At 56.9% G+C, this 22886-nt stretch carries 16 protein-coding genes; 7 read left to right on the forward strand and 9 right to left on the reverse strand.

Features of this window, described 5'->3' with window-relative positions; all coding sequences use genetic code 11:
- Window positions 1-130: 130 nt before the first annotated feature.
- The 5 genes from KO1_RS15080 to iolD form a co-directional block, all read right to left on the reverse strand.
- Window positions 131-1630, reverse strand: a complete 1500-nt coding sequence (locus tag KO1_RS15080) for a sugar porter family MFS transporter (protein ID WP_004108837.1) — start codon at window positions 1628-1630, stop codon at window positions 131-133.
- 168 nt (window positions 1631-1798) lie between these two features.
- Window positions 1799-2698: a myo-inosose-2 dehydratase gene (gene iolE, locus KO1_RS15085; protein ID WP_004108838.1), complete on the reverse strand. Its 900-nt coding sequence runs from the start codon at window positions 2696-2698 to the stop codon at window positions 1799-1801.
- A gap of 24 nt (window positions 2699-2722) precedes the next feature.
- Window positions 2723-3607, reverse strand: coding sequence for a sugar phosphate isomerase/epimerase family protein (locus tag KO1_RS15090; RefSeq protein ID WP_004098146.1), 885 nt, complete (start codon window positions 3605-3607; stop codon window positions 2723-2725).
- A gap of 41 nt (window positions 3608-3648) precedes the next feature.
- Window positions 3649-4662, reverse strand: coding sequence for a bifunctional inositol 2-dehydrogenase/D-chiro-inositol 1-dehydrogenase (gene iolG / locus KO1_RS15095; protein ID WP_004108840.1), 1014 nt, complete (start codon window positions 4660-4662; stop codon window positions 3649-3651).
- 48 nt (window positions 4663-4710) lie between these two features.
- The gene (gene iolD, locus KO1_RS15100; RefSeq protein ID WP_032734447.1) at window positions 4711-6651 is read right to left on the reverse strand and encodes a 3D-(3,5/4)-trihydroxycyclohexane-1,2-dione acylhydrolase (decyclizing); all 1941 of its coding nucleotides are present in this window, start codon (window positions 6649-6651) and stop codon (window positions 4711-4713) included.
- A gap of 526 nt (window positions 6652-7177) precedes the next feature.
- Between iolD and KO1_RS15105 the strand changes: the two genes are divergently transcribed.
- Both KO1_RS15105 and KO1_RS15110 read left to right on the forward strand, forming a co-directional pair.
- Window positions 7178-9091 (forward strand): bifunctional 5-dehydro-2-deoxygluconokinase/5-dehydro-2-deoxyphosphogluconate aldolase, encoded by a 1914-nt coding sequence (locus tag KO1_RS15105; RefSeq protein ID WP_004108844.1) that lies wholly within the window; start codon window positions 7178-7180, stop codon window positions 9089-9091.
- Window positions 9092-9242: 151 nt separating this feature from the next.
- A complete protein-coding gene (locus KO1_RS15110) occupies window positions 9243-10100 on the forward strand; it encodes a MurR/RpiR family transcriptional regulator (protein WP_004108846.1) in 858 nt (285 codons plus the stop codon).
- A 196-nt stretch (window positions 10101-10296) separates the two neighbouring features.
- Here KO1_RS15110 and iolB read toward each other — a convergent pair whose 3' ends face one another.
- Together iolB and KO1_RS15120 are read right to left on the reverse strand one after the other, a co-directional pair.
- Window positions 10297-11106 carry a 5-deoxy-glucuronate isomerase gene (iolB, locus tag KO1_RS15115; RefSeq protein WP_004108848.1) on the reverse strand — a complete coding sequence of 270 codons (810 nt, stop codon included), beginning with the start codon at window positions 11104-11106 and terminating at the stop codon, window positions 10297-10299.
- A gap of 18 nt (window positions 11107-11124) precedes the next feature.
- On the reverse strand, window positions 11125-12630 hold the full coding sequence (locus KO1_RS15120) for a CoA-acylating methylmalonate-semialdehyde dehydrogenase (RefSeq protein ID WP_004108850.1): 1506 nt from the start codon (window positions 12628-12630) through the stop codon (window positions 11125-11127).
- A 360-nt stretch (window positions 12631-12990) separates the two neighbouring features.
- Between KO1_RS15120 and KO1_RS15125 the strand changes: the two genes are divergently transcribed.
- Together KO1_RS15125 and KO1_RS15130 are read left to right on the forward strand one after the other, a co-directional pair.
- Window positions 12991-13812: a TIM barrel protein gene (locus KO1_RS15125; protein WP_024273639.1), complete on the forward strand. Its 822-nt coding sequence runs from the start codon at window positions 12991-12993 to the stop codon at window positions 13810-13812.
- 86 nt (window positions 13813-13898) lie between these two features.
- The gene (locus tag KO1_RS15130; protein WP_024273638.1) at window positions 13899-15401 is read left to right on the forward strand and encodes a helicase HerA-like C-terminal domain-containing protein; all 1503 of its coding nucleotides are present in this window, start codon (window positions 13899-13901) and stop codon (window positions 15399-15401) included.
- Between the two features lie 42 nt (window positions 15402-15443).
- Here the strand turns inward: KO1_RS15130 and lptG are convergent, their stop codons facing one another.
- Together lptG and lptF are read right to left on the reverse strand one after the other, a co-directional pair.
- A complete protein-coding gene (gene lptG / locus KO1_RS15135) occupies window positions 15444-16526 on the reverse strand; it encodes an LPS export ABC transporter permease LptG (RefSeq protein WP_004108859.1) in 1083 nt (360 codons plus the stop codon).
- Window positions 16526-17623 carry an LPS export ABC transporter permease LptF gene (lptF, locus tag KO1_RS15140; protein ID WP_004108862.1) on the reverse strand — a complete coding sequence of 366 codons (1098 nt, stop codon included), beginning with the start codon at window positions 17621-17623 and terminating at the stop codon, window positions 16526-16528. The genes lptG and lptF overlap by 1 nt, the downstream gene beginning before the upstream one ends.
- A gap of 267 nt (window positions 17624-17890) precedes the next feature.
- On the opposite strand from lptF, the gene pepA reads away from it, so the two are divergent.
- From pepA to KO1_RS15155, 3 genes are all read left to right on the forward strand, one after another.
- Window positions 17891-19402: a leucyl aminopeptidase gene (gene pepA / locus KO1_RS15145; protein WP_004108865.1), complete on the forward strand. Its 1512-nt coding sequence runs from the start codon at window positions 17891-17893 to the stop codon at window positions 19400-19402.
- Between the two features lie 122 nt (window positions 19403-19524).
- Entirely contained in the window at window positions 19525-19968 is a 444-nt protein-coding gene (holC, locus tag KO1_RS15150; RefSeq protein ID WP_004098129.1) for a DNA polymerase III subunit chi, read from the forward strand.
- Window positions 19968-22823 (forward strand): valine--tRNA ligase, encoded by a 2856-nt coding sequence (locus tag KO1_RS15155; RefSeq protein WP_004117560.1) that lies wholly within the window; start codon window positions 19968-19970, stop codon window positions 22821-22823. The genes holC and KO1_RS15155 overlap by 1 nt, the downstream gene beginning before the upstream one ends.
- Window positions 22824-22886: the final 63 nt, after the last annotated feature.

Below are 22886 nucleotides of genomic sequence, written 5' to 3' on the forward strand. Positions count from 1 at the left end.
GTCATACCGTACGGAAGCAGTGTACCCCCTCCCCCTGTTTCAAGGGGGAGGGGATCGTTCGATACGGCTCATTAGCCCGGTCCGTACAGACCGCTGAGTACCGCTCCAGCATCGCAGATACCGCTCAGCGTTACACTTTATTCGCCTGCGATTCAGCCACTATTCGCCGGGCCCTGGCGGCCTGCCCTTCTTCACTGGTGTCCAGCTTATCCCGCAGATAGTGCTCGATTTGTTCAAGACTACGGTGGCGAGTTTCCGGTACGCATTTAATGACGAATATCGCGCCAAATACGCCAATACCAGCGAAGATAAAAAAGGTGCCTGAAAGCCCTAACCACGCCAGCAGTATCGGGAAGAACAGGGAGATCAGGAAGTTGGCAATCCACATTGAAAATACCGCCCCCCCCATAAAAATACCGCGCAGACGGGTTGGGAAAATTTCCGACATAAGCAGCCAGGTCACCGGTGACAGCGCCCCCTGCTGAAAGCTCAGAAACAGTAACATCCCTGCCAGAACCATATAGGCACGCAGCGCATCAGGCTGGCCGTTAACCGTCTCCGGTAACAGATAGCTGACCGCACCGATAAAGACCAGGCAGGCGGTGCAGCCGAACTGACCAATCATGGTCATCGGGCGACGGCCAATTTTGCCAAGCATCCAGATGCCAACGAATGTCATCAATACTGAGACTACGCCGTTGGCGATAGTGGCAAACAGTGCGGCATTATCAGTCATACCAACCGAGGTCAGTACCGTGGGGGCATAGTACATAATGGTATTTACACCGGTAAGCTGTTGAATAACCGCTATACCAATACCGATCATAAACAGCTTGAACAACCACGGGGTCATAATCTCGCTGAACCGGGGCTTACCGAGATTGCGCTGTTCATCCAGCGTTTCGGTGATTTCCAGCAGCTCCCACTCAACATCATCTTTATGCCGGGTGCGCTCAAGCACGCGACGAGCTTCCGCCAGGCGCCCTTTCATCGCGTACCAGCGCGGTGAATCCGGCATAAACATCATGCCAAACCAGAGCAGCACGGCGGGTAGCGTCGCCACCGCCAGCATCCAGCGCCAGGTGCTTTCCCCGCCCCAGACTTCATGGAACGTGGCATTAGAAATATAGGCCAGCAGTTGACCGGATACGATCATCAGTTCCTGCAAAGTAACCAGCTGTCCGCGCTTATTCGCGGGAGCTATCTCGGCAATATAGACCGGAACGGTAGCCGCCGCCCCGCCGACCGCGACGCCGAGAATAAGACGAAAGAAAATCATCCAGTTAACGTCCGGCGCCATAGAGGTACCTATCGCGCCGATGGCAAAAAGCACCGCCAGCCACAGAATAATTTTCTTTCTGCCCGCCGCATTCGCCAGATTGCCAGATAGCAGTGCGCCAAAGGCGGCGCCGAACAGCAACGAGCTGGTGACCAGACCGGTGGTAAAGGGAGTGAGATGAAGCTCGGTGCCCATAAAGAGTAAGGCACCGGAAATCACCCCGGTATCATAGCCAAAAAGTAAACCGCCAAGCGTCGCGATCAGGGCGACAACTTTTACAAAGGGCGTTGTCGGGGTATTGCTATTCGGTCCCGACGCTTTATTGAGTGTAAGATATTGTTCCTTAGACATAATAGACTCCAGTAACCCGCCTTGTTTGAGGGAAGATTTGCTCTAGTCTGAATGCAGAGGCCGAGGCCTCACCGACGTGTTGTTTTCGTTCTACGTCTTGAGCTACTGCTGAGTGATGGGGCAAAAAAAGCAGGCCATACAGCGTATGGCCTGAAAATGAAACAACGATTAGATTCCTGCCGTCTCGCGGATGTATTTACGCGCTTTTACGGCGTATTCGAATGGGTTGGCCAGCGCCGGATCCTGCTCGGCCTCAACCACCATCCAGCCTTTATAGCCATGCTCGTCCAGCAGTTTAAACACTGGACGGAAATCAATGACGCCGTCGCCCGGCACGGTGAAGGTCCCCTTCTTCACGCCGTCCAGGAAGGAGAGTCCTTCGCGGCGCACCTGCTCGATCACCGGCGGACGTACGTCTTTCAGGTGAACATGGTTAATGCGCGGCAGATATTTTTTCAGAATCGCCAGCATCGGCTCTTCGCCGCCTTCGGAATACCAGGCGTGTCCGGTGTCGTAGAGCAGGAAGACCTTGTCATCCACCAGCGACATAAACTTGTCGATCTCTGCCGTCGTCTGAATACCGGTCCCCATATGGTGGTGCAGACAGACCTGCATGCCCTTTTCCGCCGCCAGACGACCGAGGGTGTTATAGCCTTCCGCCACCCGCTGCCACTCTTCTTCGCTAAAGCACGGTTTCTCATTCTCCAGGATAGGCTTTTCCAGCCCCTGAATACTGCCGCTCTGCTCCGAGCAGCCGATCACTTTCGCGCCCATAGCATGCAGGAAATTCATGTGGTTAACGAATTCATCAATGGTTTTTTCCCGCTGGCCGTTAGCAAAAAAGGTGCTGAACCAGGCGTTGCAAATCTGAATGCCGCGGATATCCAGCATCGGCTTGAGAACCGCCGGATCGCGTGGATATTTGCTGCCGACTTCGCTGCCGGTAAAACCCGCCAGCGCCATTTCGCTGACGATTTGCTGAAAAGTATTCTCGCTGCCCAGCTCCGGCATATCGTCGTTAGTCCAGCCAATCGGGGCGATAGCCAGTTTTACGTTATCTTTGTTCATAGTAGGGGGCTCCTGCCGCTGCGCCTACCGGCGCAGCAATTCACGTTCGATGAGTTCACGGGTTTCCACTGCCTGGTATTTCATTTTTTCCGGGTAGCCGAACAGCGAGGTGGCCACGATAGGCTCACCGCCGACCTTGAAGGTCTGCTCGGCAAATTTCATATCGCGCAGGGTGCGGAACAGCGCGTCGAAATCAACATCCCCTTCCCCGACGCCCACGTGCTGGTGAACGACGGCATCTACGCCCGGTGGGTTAACGATATAGCGGCAGTGTTTTGTATGGTTGCGGGTATCCGCGATCAGCACATGGGAGAGATCGCTTCCCGCATAGCGCAGCATCTTCTCAACGTCACCCACCCCTTTGTCATAGAAGAAGGTGTGCGGGACGCTGTAAACGTACTTAACGTTATCGCTGCGGAACGACTTCACGATATCGACGGTTTCGTTGTTCTCTTCGCAGAAGTCCCACGGATGCGCCTGAATTTCAACGCGGATGCCTTCGCGCTCAAAAATCGGCAGCAGCTCTTCCATGGAGCGATAGAACATCTCATCGCAAATCTCCGGCTGGTTAGGATCGCCGGAGAACTCGGTGTTGATCACCTGTACACCCATTTCAACCGCGATTTCGATCAGCCGTTTCCAGTTTTTTACTGCTGCCTGACGGCGCAGCTCATCCGGACCGGACCAGCGGTAGACGCAGATAAACGAAGAGAGCTCTACGCCGGTATCGCGCAGCGCCTGCTTGTACTCAGCCATAATTTCCCGGCTGGCGCGCGGGTGCTTGTAGAACGGGTTGATCTGCGGGTGCGGCGATTGCTCAATGTACTTGTAGCCCCACTCCGCCACCTGATGGACCATTCGGGTGACCCCGAGGTCTTTAATGACATCAACGTCAAAAGCAATTTTCATCGTCGTTACCTGTGCAAAGAAGTTCCGTCAGCAAAGCGGGATTAGCGTTTGTAGAAATCAGGGCACTCAGGCAGCGTCACCTCAACCGGCTCGCTGGTGCCCTGGGCTTTGATACAGGCATCGGCTGCAACGGATGCCGCGTAGCCATCCCATGCCGATGGGCCGTGCAGCTGGCCGGCCTGAACATCATTGATAAAGGCCTGCAGCTCAACGTCATACGCTTTGATGAAGCGATCCTTCCAGTCGGTCAGGATAGCGGTCGACAGGTTAGCGGCTTTGCGCATCTGCACAGCCGACGGCTCAGGCAGGCGGGCAATACCGGTTTCCCCCACCACTTCACACTGGATGTCATAGCCGTACTGACAGTTCACAAAGACTTCCACGTCGATCAGCGTGCCTTTTTTCGTTTCAAACGACACGATCTGCGGGTCTTTCAGGCGCGCATGGGTGTGGGAAGTGGAGCGCGGAAAGCGCACCTGCACGGAAACATAGTCGTCATTCAGCAGCCAGCGCAGTACATCCAGCTCGTGAATCAGGGTGTTGGTGATCGCCATGTTGGTGATGTAATCCTCACCTACCGACTGGTTGCGGTGCGCGCAGCGCAGCATCAGCGGCGCGCCGATATCGCCGTCATCGATCACTTTTTTCAGCGCCAGATAGCCTTCGTCATAAGGACGCATAAATCCGACCTGCACCAGGCGGCGACCGGCTTTCATTTCCGCATCAACGATGCGGCGGCAGCCTTCCGCGCTCATCGCCAGCGGCTTCTCGCAGAACACCGGCTTCCCGGCGGCGATGGCGGCCAGCGTGTACTCTTCGTGGGTGGGGTCCCATGAGGTAACCAGAATGGCATCCACATCGCTGGCCTTAATCACGTCATGACCGTCGGCGTACACTTCGGCATGCACGCCCGGCAGCGCAACCGCGGCGCGCGCGTTCTCTTCGTTGATATCCGAAACCGCCACTACCGTGGCTCCCTGCAGTACCTGAGTGCAACGACGGATATGTTCTTTACCGATAGCGCCGGCACCGATGACACCTAATTTGAGTGACATAGTTGGTTTTCTCCCGAGATTTGTAGGGTTCAGGGTTTGTGTTCTGTTTTAGTAATCCCGCGCCTGAGCGCGTTTTTCATTGATCATTTGCGCAACCTTACGGATCCGCTCGGAGAGCGCAGACTGCGCGACGCCGACGTTCCACCAGCTGCCATATTTGTGCACCATGGTTTTCGGCAGCACTTTAATGTCTATCAGGGTGCTGACGGTTTCGCGGCGCGCGGCGTCCAGCGCGTGGCGTAGTTCTTCTAGCGTCGTGACGCGCCAGGTTTTGCAGCCGTAGCCGGCAGCGACGGTGGCGAAATCTACCGGTACCAGGCCGCCCTGTAGATGGCCCGACTCGGCGCAGCGGAAGCGGAACTCGGTGCCGAAGCTGTCCATACCGTGTTCCATCTGCAGGTTGTTGATACAGCCGTTGGCCATGTTGTCGAGCAGTACGATGTTGATCTTCGCGCGCTCCTGCAGGGAGGTCACCAGCTCGGAGTGCAGCATCATGAATGAGCCGTCGCCCACCAGCGAATAGACCTCGCTTTGCGGTTGGGCTAACTTCACGCCCAGCGCGGCGCTGACTTCATACCCCATGCAGGAGTAGCCGTATTCAACGTGATAGGTGTTGGTGGCCCGGTTGCGCCAGACGCGCTGCAGATCTCCCGGCAGGCTCCCCGCCGCCGCCACAATCACCGCATCCGCCGGCAGCGTTTCGTTGAGTACGCCAAGGACGCTGCTTTGCGTCAGGGTGGAGTCGGTTATCTGGCGAAATTCGCGATACACCGATTCCCGATCCAGATGGTCGTCGATTTCCGGGACGAAAGCGGTTTCCTGCCATACCGCCTGGTAAACGCGCTGGGTCTCTTTCAGCTGGCGGCTCTGCACGCTTTCAATCTGCTCGCCCCAGCCTGCTTGCCAGGATTCGCCGGACAGGGCGTCATCGAGGGCGGTGAGGGCTTCGCGGGCATCCGCCAGCATCGGAATCCCATCCAGCTTCCAGGCATCGAAGTTGCTGACGTTAATATTGAGGAAGCGCACGCCCGGGTGCTGGAAAATCCATTTTGACGAGGTGGTGAAATCGCTGAAACGCGTGCCGAGACCGATGACTAAGTCCGCCTCTTTCGCCAGCAGGTTCGCTGCCAGGCAGCCGGTTTCGCCGACGCCGCCCACGTTATACGGATGCGAAGAGACAACGCTGCCTTTACCCGCCTGGGTTTCGGCAAACGGTACGCCGTAGCGTTCGGCAAAATGGGTCAACGCTTCGCCGGCGCCGGAGTATTTCACCCCGCCGCCGCAGACGATCAGCGGCTTACGGCTGGCTTTAATCGCCGCCACCGCATCCGCCAGCTGTGCGACGCTGGCCGGACGGCGGTCAAGGCGGTGTACCCGACGGGTAAAGAAGGACTGCGGATAATCCCAGGCTTCGCCCTGGACATCCTGCGGCAGACAGAGCGTGACCGCACCGGTTTCCGCCGGGTCGGTCAACACACGCATGGCGTTGATGCAGGCGCTCATCAGCTGTTCCGGACGGGTGATGCGATCCCAGTATTTACTCACCGCGCGAAACGCGTCATTAGTGGTAATGCTGAGATCGTGGCTCTGCTCAATTTGCTGTAATACCGGGTCAGGCTGGCGGGTCGCAAACACATCTCCCGGCAGCAGCAGCAGAGGGATGCGGTTGGCGGTCGCGGTGGCGGCAGCGGTAATCATGTTTGCCGCGCCGGGGCCAATGGAGGAGGTGCAGGCAATAATCTGACGACGCAGGGACTGTCTGGCAAAACCGGTGGCGGCATGCGCCATCCCTTGCTCGTTACGCCCCTGATAGACCCGCATTTCACCGCTATCTTGTTCAAGAGCCTGGCCCATTCCCAGCACGTTGCCGTGGCCAAAGATAGCAAAGATGCCTTTAACGAACTTATGCTCTTCGCCATCGACTTCCAGGTACTGGTTATCCAGGAACTTCACCAGCGCCTGCGCCATTGTCAGTCTCAGTTTGCCCATGTTGCCCAATCCTTATTGTTCAGTATTTGCGTGTAGGTCAGCGTTTTACCCCGCCCAGCGTGACAAGCGATGGGCCAGGAAAATCGTTAACGCCACTGGAATACTTCTGGATTATAGGCAAACATTTTTTTCATTAAATAGAAATACAGAAGAAATATTTCATTTTGCGAGAGGGATCAAACTCTCTATGCATTTCACCCGTTTCATTCACATCCTGTATCCGGGATAACACGCAATTTACGCGGTACTGCTCTTAATATCCCCTTAAAAATCATAGGTAAAGAGTGATAGTAAATGGCCGGTAGTTCAGCTTTACCTCGGCGCGCAGGATCTGAGGCAGAATGGGGCTCGGCGCGGCAGAGTGGTATATCCCTCACATTTTTGGTTTTTTAATTTCGATCTAGTTTGCAAATGAAATATTTATTTCTCAAACTAGGGATAACCAATAACCCTCAGGCTGTTTTCGGAGACGCTGTCGGCATCCCGACTCTTCCGTACAGCAGAAATGCAAAAGGAAACCCTAGCTATGAATGCAGCAGTAAAGCGACTCGACGTCATCTGTATTGGCCGGGTGGCAGTCGATCTCTATGCCCAGCAGATTGGCGCGAGGCTGGAAGATGTTGCCAGTTTTTCTAAGTACCTGGGTGGCTCTTCCGGCAACGTCGCCTTCGGCACCGCTATACAGGGATTAAAATCGGCGATGCTTGCCCGCGTGGGCGATGAGCACAATGGTCGTTTTTTACGCGAAACGCTCAGCCGCGCCGGCGTCGATACCGAATATCTGATCACCGATAAGCAGCGCCTGACGGCGTTAGTGATGCTGGGGATTAAAGATCAGGAGACATTTCCGCTCATTTTTTACCGCGATAACTGCGCCGATATGGCCCTTTCGCCAGAAGACATTAAGGAAGAGTACATCGCCTCCTCCCGGGCGCTGGCGGTAACCGGTACCCACCTTTCGCACGCCAACACGCGTGAAGCGGTGCTGAAGGCGCTGGAGTACGCGCGCCGTCACGGCCTGCGTACGGCGCTGGATATCGACTATCGTCCGGTGCTTTGGGGGTTAACCTCTTTAGGCGACGGCGAAACGCGTTTCATTGAGTCCGGTCAGGTGACCAGCCAGCTGCAGGAAGTCCTGCATCTGTTCGATTTAGTGGTGGGGACTGAAGAGGAGTTTCATATTGCCGGCGGCAGTACCGATACTCTGACCGCGCTGAAAAACGTGCGTAACGCCACGAAAGCGACGCTGGTTTGCAAACGCGGTCCGATGGGCTGCGTGGTGCTGGAAGGCGACATTCCCGACAGCTGGGATAGCGTGCCGCTGCAGCAGGGCGTGCGCGTAGACGTGCTTAACGTCCTCGGCGCTGGCGATGCCTTTATGTCCGGCCTGCTGCGCGGCTGGCTTAACGACGAAGGCTGGGAGCAGGCCTGTCGCTACGCTAACGCCTGCGGCGCGCTGGTGGTTTCACGTCACGGCTGCGCGCCCGCGATGCCAACCAAAGCCGAACTTGACGACTATCTGTCGCGAGCAGAATCTGTCCCGCGTCCGGATATCGACGCTCGCCTCAACCATCTCCATCGCGTCACAAGCCGCCGCCAGGCGTGGCCGGAGCTGTGCATTTTCGCCTTTGACCACCGTAAGCAGCTGGCAGACCTGGCGCTGGAAACCGGGCGTGATGAATCCTGTATTCCGCAGCTGAAGCTGCTGCTGCTGGCGGCCGCGGAAGCCGCCGCAGACGAAGCCGGTCTTGACGGCCGCAGCGGCATTCTCGCCGATGGCACCTACGGCCAGCGCTCGCTCAATGCCATCACCGGCAAGGGCTGGTGGATTGGCCGGCCGATTGAAATGCCAAGCTCGCGCCCGCTGCGCCTGGAACATGGCAACATCGGTTCCCAGCTTATCGACTGGCCGCTGGAGCACGTCGTGAAATGCCTGGTCTTCTACCACCCGGCCGACCCGGCCGAGCTGCGCGCCGAACAGGATGCGCTGCTGCTGGAGGTCTGGCAGGCGTGCAACAAGTCCGGGCATGAGCTGCTGCTGGAAATTATTCTGCCGGAAAACGGCCCGGATAAAGATGAACGCCACTACCACGACATGCTGGAGCACTTCTATCAGCTGGGCATCCAGCCGGACTGGTGGAAGCTGCCGCCGCTGTCGAGCGCGGAATGGGAAAGGATTGGCAAACTGATCGCGCGCGAAGATAGCTGGTGCCGCGGGATCTTAATCCTCGGCCTGGACGCCCCTTCGGACCGTCTGCGCGCCGGTTTTGCCGAAGCGGCGAAGCATCCGATGATCAAAGGTTTTGCCGTAGGACGCACCATTTTTGGCCAGCCTTCACGGCGCTGGATGCAGGGAGAGCTCAGCGACGAGGCGCTGATTAACGAAGTGAAACGCAACTACCTCACGCTCATCGGCTACTGGCGAGAAGCCCGCGGCTGATACTAACCAGGCCCGCATCCTTTCCCCAAGATGCGGGCTTTTTTCTGGATCTTCGTGAAATGAATCGCGTATTTCATCGTAGTAAATGAAAAATTCGCTTCATTTGATACACTGGAAATTATATTCCTTTCATTTTCTCAGAGCGCAATCTATGGCCAATAATCCGACCCAACTTACCATCTTGCAGGATGAAATCAGGCGTCGCTACGATACGTTAAGCAAACGCCTGAAACAGGTAGCCCGCTATATTCTCGATAACAGCAATAGCGTGGCTTTCGATACCGTGGCCTCTATCGCGCAACAAGCTGACGTCCCCCCTTCCACGCTGATCCGCTTCGCTAACGCCTTTGGTTTTAGCGGTTTCAACGAAATGAAGCAGATGTTCAAGCAGCACCTGATGGAAGAGACTGCTAACTATACCGAGCGCGCGCGTCTGTTCCGCCAGACCACCACGGATGACGCAACCCCGCCGGAAACGCCGACCGAAATCCTGAATATGTTCACTATGGTTAATACTCAGGCGCTGCAGCAGCTGGCGATGCAGACCTCCGGCGAGGATCTGCAGCGTGCGGTCGCGCTGTTGGCGGAAGCGGAAAATATCTACGTTATCGGCCTGCGCCGCTCTTTTAGCGTCGCCTCCTATCTGACCTACGCCCTGCGCCATCTGGACCGTAAAGCGTTCCTGATTGACGGTCTGGGCGGCATGTTTACCGAACAGCTCAGCCTGGTCGGGCCGAAAGATGTCGTCGTGGCGGTGAGCTTCTCTCCGTATGCGCGGGAAGTGGTTGAACTGGTGGAGCTCGGCGCGCAGCGTAAAGCACGTCAGATAGCGATTACCGACAGCCAGGTCAGCCCGCTGGCGGCCTTCAGCGACGTCTGCTTTGTCGTGCGCGAGGCGCAGGTTGATGGTTTCCGCTCGCAGGTGGCCTCCCTGTGTCTGGCTCAGACGCTGGCGGTCTCGCTGGCGCTGAACAGCAGCAAGGATGCAGAAACGAAGCAGCTGGCTTAAATTTTTCATTATTCCCGGATTGCGACGTAAACGTCTTATCCGGGCGACTTGTCCGCAGACGACGGTAAACCCGTAGCCCGGCTAAGCGCAGCGCGAGCCGGGGATGTGGCAGAATTGCGACGACGATCTTATTCGGGCTACAGGATCAAAAAGGCCGGCTAGCATAGCTAACCGGCCTTTTTGTCATCAACGGTTGTTAATCGTGGCGGGGATAATCAGGGCTGTTGATCCACGCGTGATCCTCTTCCCAGGTAAACATCCATTTGCGATCCGGACCGGCCATCACGTTCAGATAATAGCTGTCATACCCGGCAATCGCCGCTACCGGATGGTAGCCGCGCGGTACCATGACCACATCGTGGTTGTAGGGAGCCATACAGGCATCAAGGCTACGGTCATCGGTATAGACGCGCTGGAAGGCAAAACCCTGCGGCGGATCGAAACGGTGGTAGTAGGTCTCTTCCAGCTGAGTTTCCTGACCCGGCAGCGCCGTGTCGTGCTTGTGCGACGGCCATGAGCTGGTCGCTCCTTCGTCAGTGTAAACCTCTACCACCAGCAGGCAGTCCGCCTGCGCGCTATCCGGCAGAATATTGTGCACCAGCCGCTGGTTACGCCCTTTACCGCGATGCTCTACGCCCACGTCCTGCGGGGAGATAACTCGAGCCGGTAAAGTTCCTTTACCCGGGGCGCTGCATACCGCCAGCTCAAGGTCAGAATCTGCCGTCACTTCGACTTTATCCTGCGGCGGCACGTAAACTGACCAGGGCGGGGTCCGCTCAAACGGCGACATACGCTGGCCCAGATTCGGAAAATCGGCCTGCGAGGTTTTTACCGAAGCCAGCCCGGCGACCAGCACCAGGCACAGCTCGCGATCGCCGCTTTCCAGGGTAACGGTTTGCCCTTTCTTTAACATCCAGACATCAAAACCAATGTACTTCCACCCCGCGCTCTGCGGGGTGATGTGCTGAATCTGCCCTTCTTTTTTTGCTTTAGCCAGTAAAGACATGGCGCTCTCCTTCGCCGATTAGCCTAACGTCGGCATGCTGAATTCAGATACGGTTTGCTGACCCTGCGGCCAGCGGACGGTGGCGGTTTTCATACGCGTATAGAAACGCACGCCATCCGGCCCATGCACGTTCAGTGCGCCAAATACGGAGCGTTTCCAGCCGCCAAAGCTATGGAAGGCCATTGGAACGGGTACCGGTACGTTGACCCCAACCATTCCGGCCTGGACATCATGTACAAACTCACGCGCGGTGTGGCCGTTGCTGGTAAAGACGGCGCTGCCGTTGCCGAACTCATGGCTGTTTACCAGCTCCAGCGCGCTGTGGTAGTCCGCCACGCGGACAATACCCAGTACCGGGCCAAAAATCTCTTCGCGCCAGATAGTCATTTCCGGCGTCACGTTGTCGAACAGCGTTCCGCCAACGTAGTAACCCTCTTCGAAACCGGCAACTCGCAGCTTACGCCCGTCAACTACCAGCGTCGCCCCTTCGCTGACGCCTTTATCAATATACCCCAGCACTTTTTTCTGATGCGCCTCAGAGACGACGGGGCCCATTTCGTTCTCTTCTTTTCCGCGCATACAGCCCGGGCCGACCTTCAGGGACTCCACCAGCGGCTTGAGGCGCGCAATGAGTTTATCCGCCGTTTCATCGCCCACGGCGACGACCACCGGCAGCGCCATGCAGCGCTCGCCCGCAGAGCCGAACGCGCCGCCCATAATCGCATTCACGGTGGCATCAAGATCGGCATCCGGCATCACAATCGCGTGGTTTTTCGCCGCGCCAAATGCCTGAACGCGCTTACCATAAGCGCTGGCGGTTTTATAAATATGCTCCGCCACGCCGGAAGATCCCACAAAGCTTACCGCCGCAATACGCGGATCCTTGTACAGCTGCTCAGCATCTTCATTGCTGCAGTGCACCACGTTAAAGACGCCGTCCGGCAGCCCCGCTTCTTTCAGCAACTCCGCCAGGCGCACCGCAGCGCCAGGGGCCAGCGCTGGCGGCTTAAGGACAAAGCTGTTGCCGCAGGCCAGCGCCAGCGGGAACATCCACATCGGAACCATCGCCGGGAAGTTGAACGGCGTAATGCCCGCCACTACGCCCAGCGGCTGCATCAGAGAATAGCTATCGACGCCGGTGCCGACATCCGATGAGAACTCGCCTTTGATCAGGTGCGGAATCCCGCAGGCAAACTCAACGACTTCCATGCCGCGCGTCAGCTCGCCCATCGCATCGGAAAAGACTTTACCGTGTTCGCTGACGATAATCCCCGCCAGCTCTTCAGCGTGCTGTTCAAGTAACATTTTAAAATTAAACAGCACGCGGGCCCGGCGCAGCGGCGTGGTACGCGACCAGCCATCAAAAGCATCATGCGCCACCTGAATCGCATCGGAGACTTCCTGCGCGGTCGATAACGTGACTTCGCGGACCACTTTGCCCGTCGCGGGGTCGAAAACCGGCATTGTATTGTTGCTGCCGCTGGTAACGGTCTTCCCGCCAATAAAGTTTCCTGTGATAGTCATGCTCTCGCCTCATATGTATGGGGTATCGGGGGCCAACGCAGTACGGCCCATTACTGGATCTGCTGTGTTGTACCGTAGTAAAATGAAATTAATATTTCAATATTCATCATTAATGAAATTGTATTTTGGTGATGATGGTCGCATTTTCTTGTAAGGAAACGCTGTCTTACAGGCAAAACCCCCATAAAAAGAGAACAGGCGTAGCGCCTTCTGGAACCCGCCGCAATGAAAGAAGCCAAGAAAAATATTTTGCGAGTCGGCTCAAAAATTCGCCATTTCATGCATTGCTAATTTTGGAATAAATGTTTTGACTATGGGGTAATCGAACGAAGCCGAACTATCTATTTCAGGAGAGTCAAAATGGCTATTGCAGCACAGCGTTTCTGTATCAACCGCAAGATTGCCCCTTCCCTCAGCATTGAGGCCTTCTTCCGGCTGGTGAACAGCCTCGGGCTAAACAAAGTCGAGCTACGTAACGACCTCCCCAGCGGAAAAGTGACCGACGACCTGAGCCACCAGCAGGTTCGTGAACTGGCTGACCGCTACCATATTGAGATCCTCACTATCAACGCGGTTTATCCTTTCAACTGCCGCACCGCAGAGGTTCGCAGCTTGACGGAGTCCCTGCTAAAAGAGGCCAAAGCTGTCGGCGCGAAATCGCTGGTGCTGTGCCCGCTGAACGATGGTACCGAGGTTCCGGCGAGCGAAACCCTTAAGGCCCTGCGCGACCTGGCACCGCTATTCGCCTTCTATGGCATTGAGGGACTCGTCGAGCCGCTCGGCTTCCCGCAAAGCTCGCTGCGCTCCTCGGCGCAGGCGCAAACGCTGATTCACGACGCACGGGTGCCGTTTAAGCTGCTGATCGATACCTTTCACCATCATCTTTATCCGCAGGCGGAGCAGGAGTTTAGCCAGGTGGATGTCGGCGAAATCGGCCTGGTGCATCTTTCCGGCGTAGAAGATACCCGCCCGCGCGAAACCCTGACCGACAACGAACGCATTATGCTGACCGAAAAAGACCAGCTGCAAAGCTGCGAGCAGGTCAAAAACCTGGAGGCCCGCGGCTATCAGGGCGTATATGCGTTCGAGCCCTTCTCACCGGAGCTGGCAAACTGGAGCGAAGACGATATCCGCCGCGAAATCGAGCAGAGTATCGCGTTAGTTCAGCGCCACTGCGCCTGAAGGGAATAAGCGAAGGCGTGCGCGATCTCCCCACTTTTGCTATCAGGTTGCCTATACTCGCAGCAGGATAAATGGAGAAATCGCTCATGAGCTCACCGCTGCTGATTGCACGCACGCTGGAAAAACAGCTGCATTTATTGCCCGCTATGGCGAACCGCCACGGCTTAATTACCGGCGCCACGGGGACCGGTAAAACCGTCACGCTGCAAAAGCTGGCGGAATCTTTCTCGGAAATCGGCGTTCCGGTATTTATGGCCGATGTGAAAGGCGACCTTACCGGTATCGCTGAGGCGGGCCAAAGTTCGGAAAAACTGCAGGCGCGGCTGGAAAAAATCGGCGCAACGGACTGGCAGCCGCATGCTAATCCGGTAGTGCTATGGGATATCTTTGGCGAGAAAGGCCACCCGGTCCGCGCCACGGTTTCCGATCTCGGGCCGCTGCTGCTGGCTCGCCTGCTCAACCTCAATGAGGTTCAGTCCGGGGTATTGAATATCATCTTCCGGATCGCCGACGACCGCGGGCTGCTGCTGCTCGACTTTAAAGACCTGCGCGCGATTACCCAACACATTGGCGACAACGCCAAAGCTTTTCAGAACCAGTACGGCAACATCAGCAGCGCCTCCGTCGGGGCGATTCAGCGCGGATTGCTGACCCTGGAGCAGCAGGGTGCAGAGCACTTTTTCGGCGAACCCATGCTCGATATCCAGGACTGGATGCGCGTTGATGCGCAGGGTAAAGGGGTAATTAATGTCCTGAGCGCGGAAAAGCTCTATCAGATGCCGAAGCTGTACGCCGCCAGCCTGCTGTGGATGCTTTCCGAGCTTTACGAACGTCTGCCGGAGGCCGGTGACCAGGAAAAGCCAAAGCTGGTCTTTTTCTTCGATGAGGCGCATCTGCTGTTTAACGATGCGCCCCAGGTGCTGCTGGATAAAATCGAGCAGGTCATCCGCCTGATTCGTTCTAAAGCCGTCGGAGTCTATTTTGTTTCACAAAACCCGGCGGACATTCCCGATGCGGTGCTGGGTCAACTGGGCAATCGGGTGCAGCACGCCCTGCGCGCTTTCACGCCGAAAGACCAAAAAGCGGTAAAAACCGCCGCGCAAACTATGCGCGCGAATCCGGCGTTCAGCACCGAGCAGGCGATCCAGGAGCTGGGCACCGGCGAGGCGCTGATCTCCTTTCTTGATGAGAAAGGCAGCCCCTCGATAGTAGAGCGGGCGATGGTTATCGCGCCCTGCTCGCGCATGGGCCCGGTCACCGATGACGAACGTAACGGACTGCTTAACCACTCGCCGCTGTACGGAAAATATGAAGAAGAGATCGACCGTGAATCGGCGTTTGAAATGCTGCAGCAGGGCGTGCAGGCCACAACTGAGCAGCAGCAATCCCCGCCCGCAAAAGGCCAGCCAAACGGCGATGACGACGGCCTGCTCGGCGGGCTCAAAGATATCCTGTTCGGCACTACCGGGCCGCGCGGCGGCAAACGCGACGGCATTGTGCAAACGGCAGCGAAGAGCGCGGTACGTCAGGTCACCAGGCAGATAGTCAGGGGAATGCTGGGAAGCTTACTTGGCGGACGGAAACGCTAAAAAAAACGCCCCCTTTCTGATTCAGGAAGGGGGCGCGTTACGTCAGGATTTACGCATCATCAGCCAGAGGCTCAGCAAGAAGAAGCTGGCGCTCGGCAACAGCGCGCCGATTATCGGCGGGATGCCGTAGACCAGGGTGAGCGGGCCGAAAATCTGGTCCAGCACGTAGAAGATAAAACCGAAGCTGATCCCGGTCACGACTCTGACGCCCATCGGCACGCTACGCAGCGGGCCAAAGATAAACGACAGCGCCATCAGCATCATCACCGCCACCGACAGCGGCTGGAAGATTTTGCTCCACATATTGAGCTGATAGCGGCCCGGATCCTGACCGCTGGACTTCAGATAGGTAACATAGTTGTGCAGGCCGCTGATTGACAACGCATCCGGATCCAGCGCCACCACGCCAAGCTTATCCGGCGTCAGGTTGGTCTTCCAGGTCCCGCTGACGGTCTGCGTCCCCGTGACCTGTTTCGGATCGGTCAGGTCGGATTCATCCACCTGCGACAGTCGCCAGAGCTTATTTTCGGTATCGAATTTTGCCGAAGCGGCGTAGCGAACGGACTGCAGACGGCGCTGGTCGTTAAACGCGTAGATGCTCACTCCGCCCAGCTCATCGTTACCTTTTACCCGCTCGATATAAACAAAGTTATGGCCGTCTTTCGCCCACAGGCCCTGCTGAGTGGAAAGCAGCGAACCGCCGTACATCTGCTGAGCACGATAGTTGCGCGCCATCTGCTCGCCCTGCGGGGCTACCCACTCGCCCATCGCCATGGTCAGCAGCACCAGCGGAATCGCGGTTTTCATCACCGACAGCGCCACCTGGAGGCGGGTAAAGCCGGAAGCCTGCATCACCACCAGCTCGCTACGCTGCGCCAGCATGCCCAACCCCAGCAGCGCGCCGAGCAGCGCCGCCATCGGGAAGAAGATCTGGATATCTTTCGGCACACTGAGAATCGTGTAGATTCCGGCCCCTAACGCATCATAGTTGCCCTGCCCGGCCTTTTTCAGCTGGTCGACAAACTTGATGATGCCCGACAGGGAAACCAGCATGAACAGGGTCATCATGATGGTATTGAAAATCGTCTTACCGATATAACGGTCAAGTACGCCAAACGCCTGCATCACGCCGCTCCTTTGTTAAAACGGGCACGGAAGCGGCGCATCGGCACCGTATCCCACAGGTTCAACAGCACGGCCAACGCGAAATAGAGCAGGTTTACCGCCCACATCCAGATCATCGGATCCATTTTGCCTTTACCGCCGCTCGATTTAATCGACGTTTGCAGCAGGAAGAACACCAGATAGAGCAGCATCGCCGGCAGCATCGACAGCACGCGACCCTGGCGCGGGTTCACCACGCTGAGCGGCACCACCATTAGCGCCATGATGAATACCGTTGCCACCAGCGTGAAGCGCCAGTGCAGCTCCGCCCGGGCGCGATCGGTATCGGTACGCCACAGGGTGCGCATATCCATCTGCTCGGTATCGTTCGGATCGGAGGCCACCGCCTGATGGCCAACAATCGCCTGATAGTTTTTAAAGTCGGTAATGCGAAAGTCGCGCAGCATCGCGGTGCCTTCAAAGCGGGTGCCCTGATTCATGGTCACCACCTGCGAACCGTCTTTACGCAGCGAGAGCTCGCCGGTATCCGCGACCACCACCGAAGGGCGCGCGTTGCCTCGTGGCCGCAGTTGGGCAAGGAAGACGTCGCTGAAACGGTTGCCGTTTACGTTCTCAATAAACAGCACTGCGCTGCCGTCGCTGGCCTGCTGGAACTGGCCCTGGGCCAGCGCGGCCATGCCGGGGTTTGCTTTCGCTTCCGCCAGCACTTCATCCTGATGACGGGACGACCAGGGCCCCGCCCACATCACGTTGACCGCCGCGATAATGCCCGTAAAGAGCGCAAGGATCATGGCGGCTTTCACCAGCACGGCCTTACTCAGGCCGCAGGCGTGCATCACCGTGATTTCGCTTTCGGTATACAGTTTGCCCAGCGTCATCAGCAGCCCGAGGAATAAACTCAGGGGCAGAATAAGCTGCGCCATTTCAGGTACGCCCAGCCCTAACAGCGAGAGCACCAGATTTGTCGGGATATCGCCATCAACAGCGGCGCCGAGGATCCTGACCAGTTTCTGACAGAAGAAAATGAGTAGCAGGATGAATAGGATCGCCAACTGGCTTTTCAGCGTCTCACGAACCAGATATCTTATGATTATCACTATAAATACGCCCGTAAAAACCCGTTTTATTGCAGGAAAATTGCTTGTTTCATGGCTTAAACGTCATTTATTCTCTTTAGTCGTCGAAAACATCGCTAAGATTAAATGACTCGCTGGTTCTGCGTATCAGGATCTTTTCTGACGAACCAAGGCCGTAATAACGTTAAGATTAACACGAAGTCACCACAACAGCGGACATGAGTTACGAAAGCTTTCAATTCTATCCGTAGCCACCGTCGTTGTCTTTAAGATTCAGGAGCGTAGTGCATGGAGTTCAGTGTAAAAAGCGGTAGCCCGGAGAAGCAGCGGAGCGCCTGTATCGTGGTCGGCGTCTTTGAACCACGTCGTCTCTCCCCCATCGCCGAACAGCTTGATAAAATTAGCGACGGTTATATCAGCGCCCTGCTGCGTCGCGGCGAGCTGGAAGGCAAACCTGGCCAGACTTTATTGCTGCACCATGTGCCGAACATTCTGTCGGAGCGCATTCTGCTTATTGGCTGCGGTAAAGAACGCGAGCTGGACGAGCGTCAGTATAAGCAGGTTATTCAGAAAACCATCAATACGCTGAATGATACTGGTTCAATGGAGGCCGTCTGCTTCCTGACCGAACTGCACGTCAAAGGCCGCAATAACTACTGGAAAGTGCGTCAGGCCGTCGAGACCGCCAAAGAGACGCTATACAGCTTCGACCAGTTAAAAACCAACAAAAGCGAGCCGCGTCGCCCGCTGCGTAAAATGGTCTTCAACGTTCCCACCCGTCGCGAGCTGACCAGCGGCGAACGCGCTATCCAGCACGGTCTGGCGATCGCCGCCGGCATCAAAGCGGCGAAAGATCTGGGCAACATGCCGCCCAACATCTGTAACGCCGCGTATCTGGCCTCCCAGGCGCGCCAGCTGGCCGATACCTATAGTAAGAACGTCATTACCCGCGTTATCGGCGAGCAGCAGATGAAAGAGCTGGGAATGAACTCTTATCTGGCGGTCGGCAACGGCTCGCAGAACGAATCGCTGATGTCGGTTATCGAATACAAAGGTAACCCGGCAGAAGACGCGCGGCCTATCGTGCTGGTGGGTAAAGGCCTGACCTTTGACTCCGGCGGTATCTCCATCAAGCCTTCAGAAGGCATGGACGAGATGAAATACGATATGTGCGGCGCGGCGGCGGTGTACGGCGTGATGCGCATGGTGGCGGAACTTCAGTTGCCGTTGAACGTTGTCGGCGTGCTGGCCGGATGTGAAAACATGCCTGGCGGCCGCGCCTATCGTCCTGGCGACGTGTTGACCACGATGTCCGGGCAAACGGTGGAAGTGCTGAACACCGATGCCGAAGGTCGCCTGGTGCTGTGCGATGTGCTGACTTACGTTGAGCGTTTCGAGCCGGAAACGGTTATCGACGTGGCCACCCTGACCGGCGCCTGCGTGATCGCGCTCGGCCACCACATCACCGGCCTGATGTCGAATCATAATCCGCTGGCCCACGAGCTGATCGGCGCGTCCGAACTGGCGGGCGATCGCGCATGGCGTCTGCCGCTTGCCGACGAGTTCCAGGAACAGCTGGAGTCAAATTTTGCGGATATGGCCAATATCGGCGGCCGTCCTGGCGGAGCGATTACCGCAGGCTGCTTCCTGGCGCGCTTTACCCGTAAATACAACTGGGCGCATCTGGATATTGCCGGCACCGCCTGGCGTTCCGGGAAGGCCAAAGGCGCGACCGGTCGTCCGGTGGCGATGCTGTCGCAGTTCCTGCTCAACCGCGCCGGATTTACCGGCGAAGAGTAATTGCCGTCTGATGCCCGGCGGCGTTACGCTTGCCGGGCCTCTGGAAAGATACCGTTTATAGGCCGGGTCAGCGTAGCGCCGCCCGGCTTAAGCATTTAAAGTCACCACAAGAAGCCCCATATATGAAAAACGCAACGTTCTATCTTCTGGACAATGATACGCAACAGGATGGCCTGAGCGCCGTTGAACAGCTGGTGTGTGACATTGCCGCAGAACGTTGGCGCAGCGGTAAACGCGTGCTCATCGCCTGCGAAGATGAGCAGCAGGCCATTCGTCTGGACGAAGCGCTCTGGGCACGCCCCGCAGAAAGTTTCGTTCCGCATAATCTGGCGGGGGAAGGTCCGCGCGGCGGCGCGCCGGTGGAGATCGCCTGGCCGCAAAAACGCAACAGCAGCCCGCGGGATATTCTGATTAGCCTGCGGCTAAACTTTGCAGATTTTGCCACCGCTTTCACAGAAGTGATAGACTTCGTCCCTTATGAAGACTCTTTGAAACAACTGGCGCGCGAACGCTATAAAGCGTACCGCATGGCTGGTTTCAACCTGAACACGGCAACCTGGAAATAATGGAAAAGACATACAACCCCCAAGATATCGAACAGCCGCTTTACGAGCACTGGGAAAAGCAGGGCTATTTCAAACCCAATGGCGACGAAAGCCAGGAAAGTTTCTGCATCATGATCCCGCCGCCGAACGTCACCGGCAGTTTGCATATGGGTCATGCCTTCCAGCAAACCATCATGGATACCATGATTCGCTACCAGCGCATGCAGGGTAAAAATACCCTGTGGCAGGCCGGTACCGACCACGCGGGTATCGCTACCCAGATGGTGGTTGAGCGTAAGATTGCCGCCGAAGAAGGTAAAACCCGCCACGACTACGGTCGGGACGCCTTTATCGATAAAATCTGGCAGTGGAAAGCGGAATCCGGCGGCACCATTACCCGTCAGATGCGCCGCCTGGGCAACTCCGTGGACTGGGAGCGCGAGCGCTTCACCATGGACGAAGGCCTGTCCAACGCCGTAAAAGAAGTCTTTGTCCGCCTGTACAAAGAAGATCTGATCTATCGCGGCAAGCGTCTGGTCAACTGGGACCCGAAACTGCGTACCGCCATCTCCGATCTGGAAGTGGAAAACCGCGAGTCTAAAGGCTCGATGTGGCATATCCGCTATCCGCTGGCCGACGGCGCGAAAACCGCTGACGGTAAAGATTATCTGGTCGTCGCTACCACCCGTCCGGAAACCGTGCTGGGCGATACCGGCGTGGCCGTTAACCCGGAAGATCCGCGCTATAAAGACCTTATCGGCAAATTCGTCATTCTGCCGCTGGTTGACCGCCGTATTCCGATTGTTGGCGATGAACACGCCGATATGGAAAAGGGCACCGGCTGCGTGAAGATCACCCCGGCGCACGACTTTAACGACTATGAAGTGGGCAAGCGTCATGCGCTGCCGATGATCAACATCCTGACCTTTGATGGCGATATCCGCGAAACCGCGGAAGTTTACGACACCAGAGGCAACGAGTCCGACGTCTACTCAAACGCCATCCCGGCGGAGTTCCAGAAGCTGGAGCGCTTTGCCGCGCGTAAAGCGGTGGTTGCCGCCATCGACGCGCTGGGCCTGCTGGACGAGATTAAACCGCACGATCTGACCGTACCATACGGCGACCGCGGCGGCGTCGTTATCGAACCGATGCTCACCGATCAGTGGTACGTACGTGCCGACGTGCTGGCTAAACCGGCGGTTGAAGCGGTCGAGAACGGCGACATTCAGTTCGTGCCGAAGCAGTACGAAAACATGTACTTCTCCTGGATGCGCGACATTCAGGACTGGTGTATCTCCCGTCAGCTGTGGTGGGGTCACCGCATCCCGGCATGGTACGACAACGACGGCAACGTTTACGTTGGCCGCACCGAAGACGAAGTACGCCAGGAAAATAACCTCGGCGCCGACGTGGCGCTGCGCCAGGACGAAGACGTGCTGGATACCTGGTTCTCCTCCGCGCTGTGGACGTTCTCTACTCTTGGCTGGCCGGAAAACACCGATGCCCTGCGCCAGTTCCATCCGACCAGCGTGATGGTTTCCGGCTTCGACATCATCTTCTTCTGGATTGCCCGCATGATCATGATGACCATGCACTTCATCAAAGATGAAAACGGCAAGCCGCAGGTGCCGTTTAAAACCGTCTATATGACCGGTTTGATCCGCGATGACGAAGGCCAGAAGATGTCCAAATCGAAGGGCAACGTTATCGACCCGCTGGATATGGTTGATGGCATCTCCCTGCCGGAGCTGCTGGAGAAACGTACCGGCAACATGATGCAGCCGCAGCTGGCGGAGAAAATCGCCAAACGCACCGAGAAACAGTTCCCGAACGGCATTGAGCCGCACGGTACCGACGCCCTGCGCTTTACCCTGGCGGCGCTGGCCTCTACCGGCCGCGACATTAACTGGGATATGAAGCGTCTGGAAGGTTACCGTAACTTCTGTAATAAGCTGTGGAACGCCAGCCGCTTTGTGCTGATGAATACCGAAGATCAGGATTGCGGCTTTAACGGCGGCGAAATGACCCTGTCGCTGGCGGACCGCTGGATCCTTGCGGAATTCAACCAGACCATCAAAGCCTACCGCGAAGCGCTGGACGGCTTCCGCTTCGATATCGCCGCAGGCATTCTGTACGAGTTTACCTGGAATCAGTTCTGCGACTGGTATCTGGAGCTGACCAAGCCGGTAATGAACGGCGGTTCCGAGTCTGAGCTGCGCGGCACCCGTCACACGCTGGTGACCGTTCTGGAAGGTCTGCTGCGCCTGGCGCACCCGATTATTCCGTTCATCACCGAGACCATCTGGCAGCGCGTGAAGGTCATTTGCGGTATCACTGCCGATACCATCATGCTGCAGCCGTTCCCGCAGTACGATGCGTCTCAGGTTGACGAAGCGGCGCTGGCCGATACCGAATGGCTGAAGCAGGCGATCGTCGCCGTGCGTAACATCCGTGCGGAAATGAACATCGCCCCTGGTAAGCCGCTTGAGCTGCTGCTGCGCGGCTGCAGCGATGCCGCGATTCGTCGCGTGAACGATAACCGCAGCTTCCTGTTGAACCTGGCGCGTCTGGAAAGCATCACCGTGCTGCCGGCCGATGATAAAGGTCCGGTTTCCGTGACCAAAATTATCGACGGCGCCGAGCTGCTGATCCCGATGGCTGGCCTCATCAATAAAGAAGATGAGCTGGCGCGCCTGGCGAAAGAAGTGAGCAAAATCGAAGGCGAGATTAGCCGTATCGAAAGCAAACTTTCCAACGAAGGCTTTGTGGCCCGCGCGCCGGAAGCGGTGATCGCCAAAGAGCGTGAGAAGCTGGAAGGTTATGCGGAAGCGAAAGCGAAGCTGATTGAGCAGCAGGCGGTTATCGCCGCGCTGTAATTCACTCGCCCCTTATCCATTCGGATAAGGGGCGTTTTCTGTGAAAGATCCTCGCTTGCACTC

This window comes from Klebsiella oxytoca NBRC 105695, assembly GCF_001598695.1.
GTDB lineage: Bacteria > Pseudomonadota > Gammaproteobacteria > Enterobacterales > Enterobacteriaceae > Klebsiella > Klebsiella oxytoca.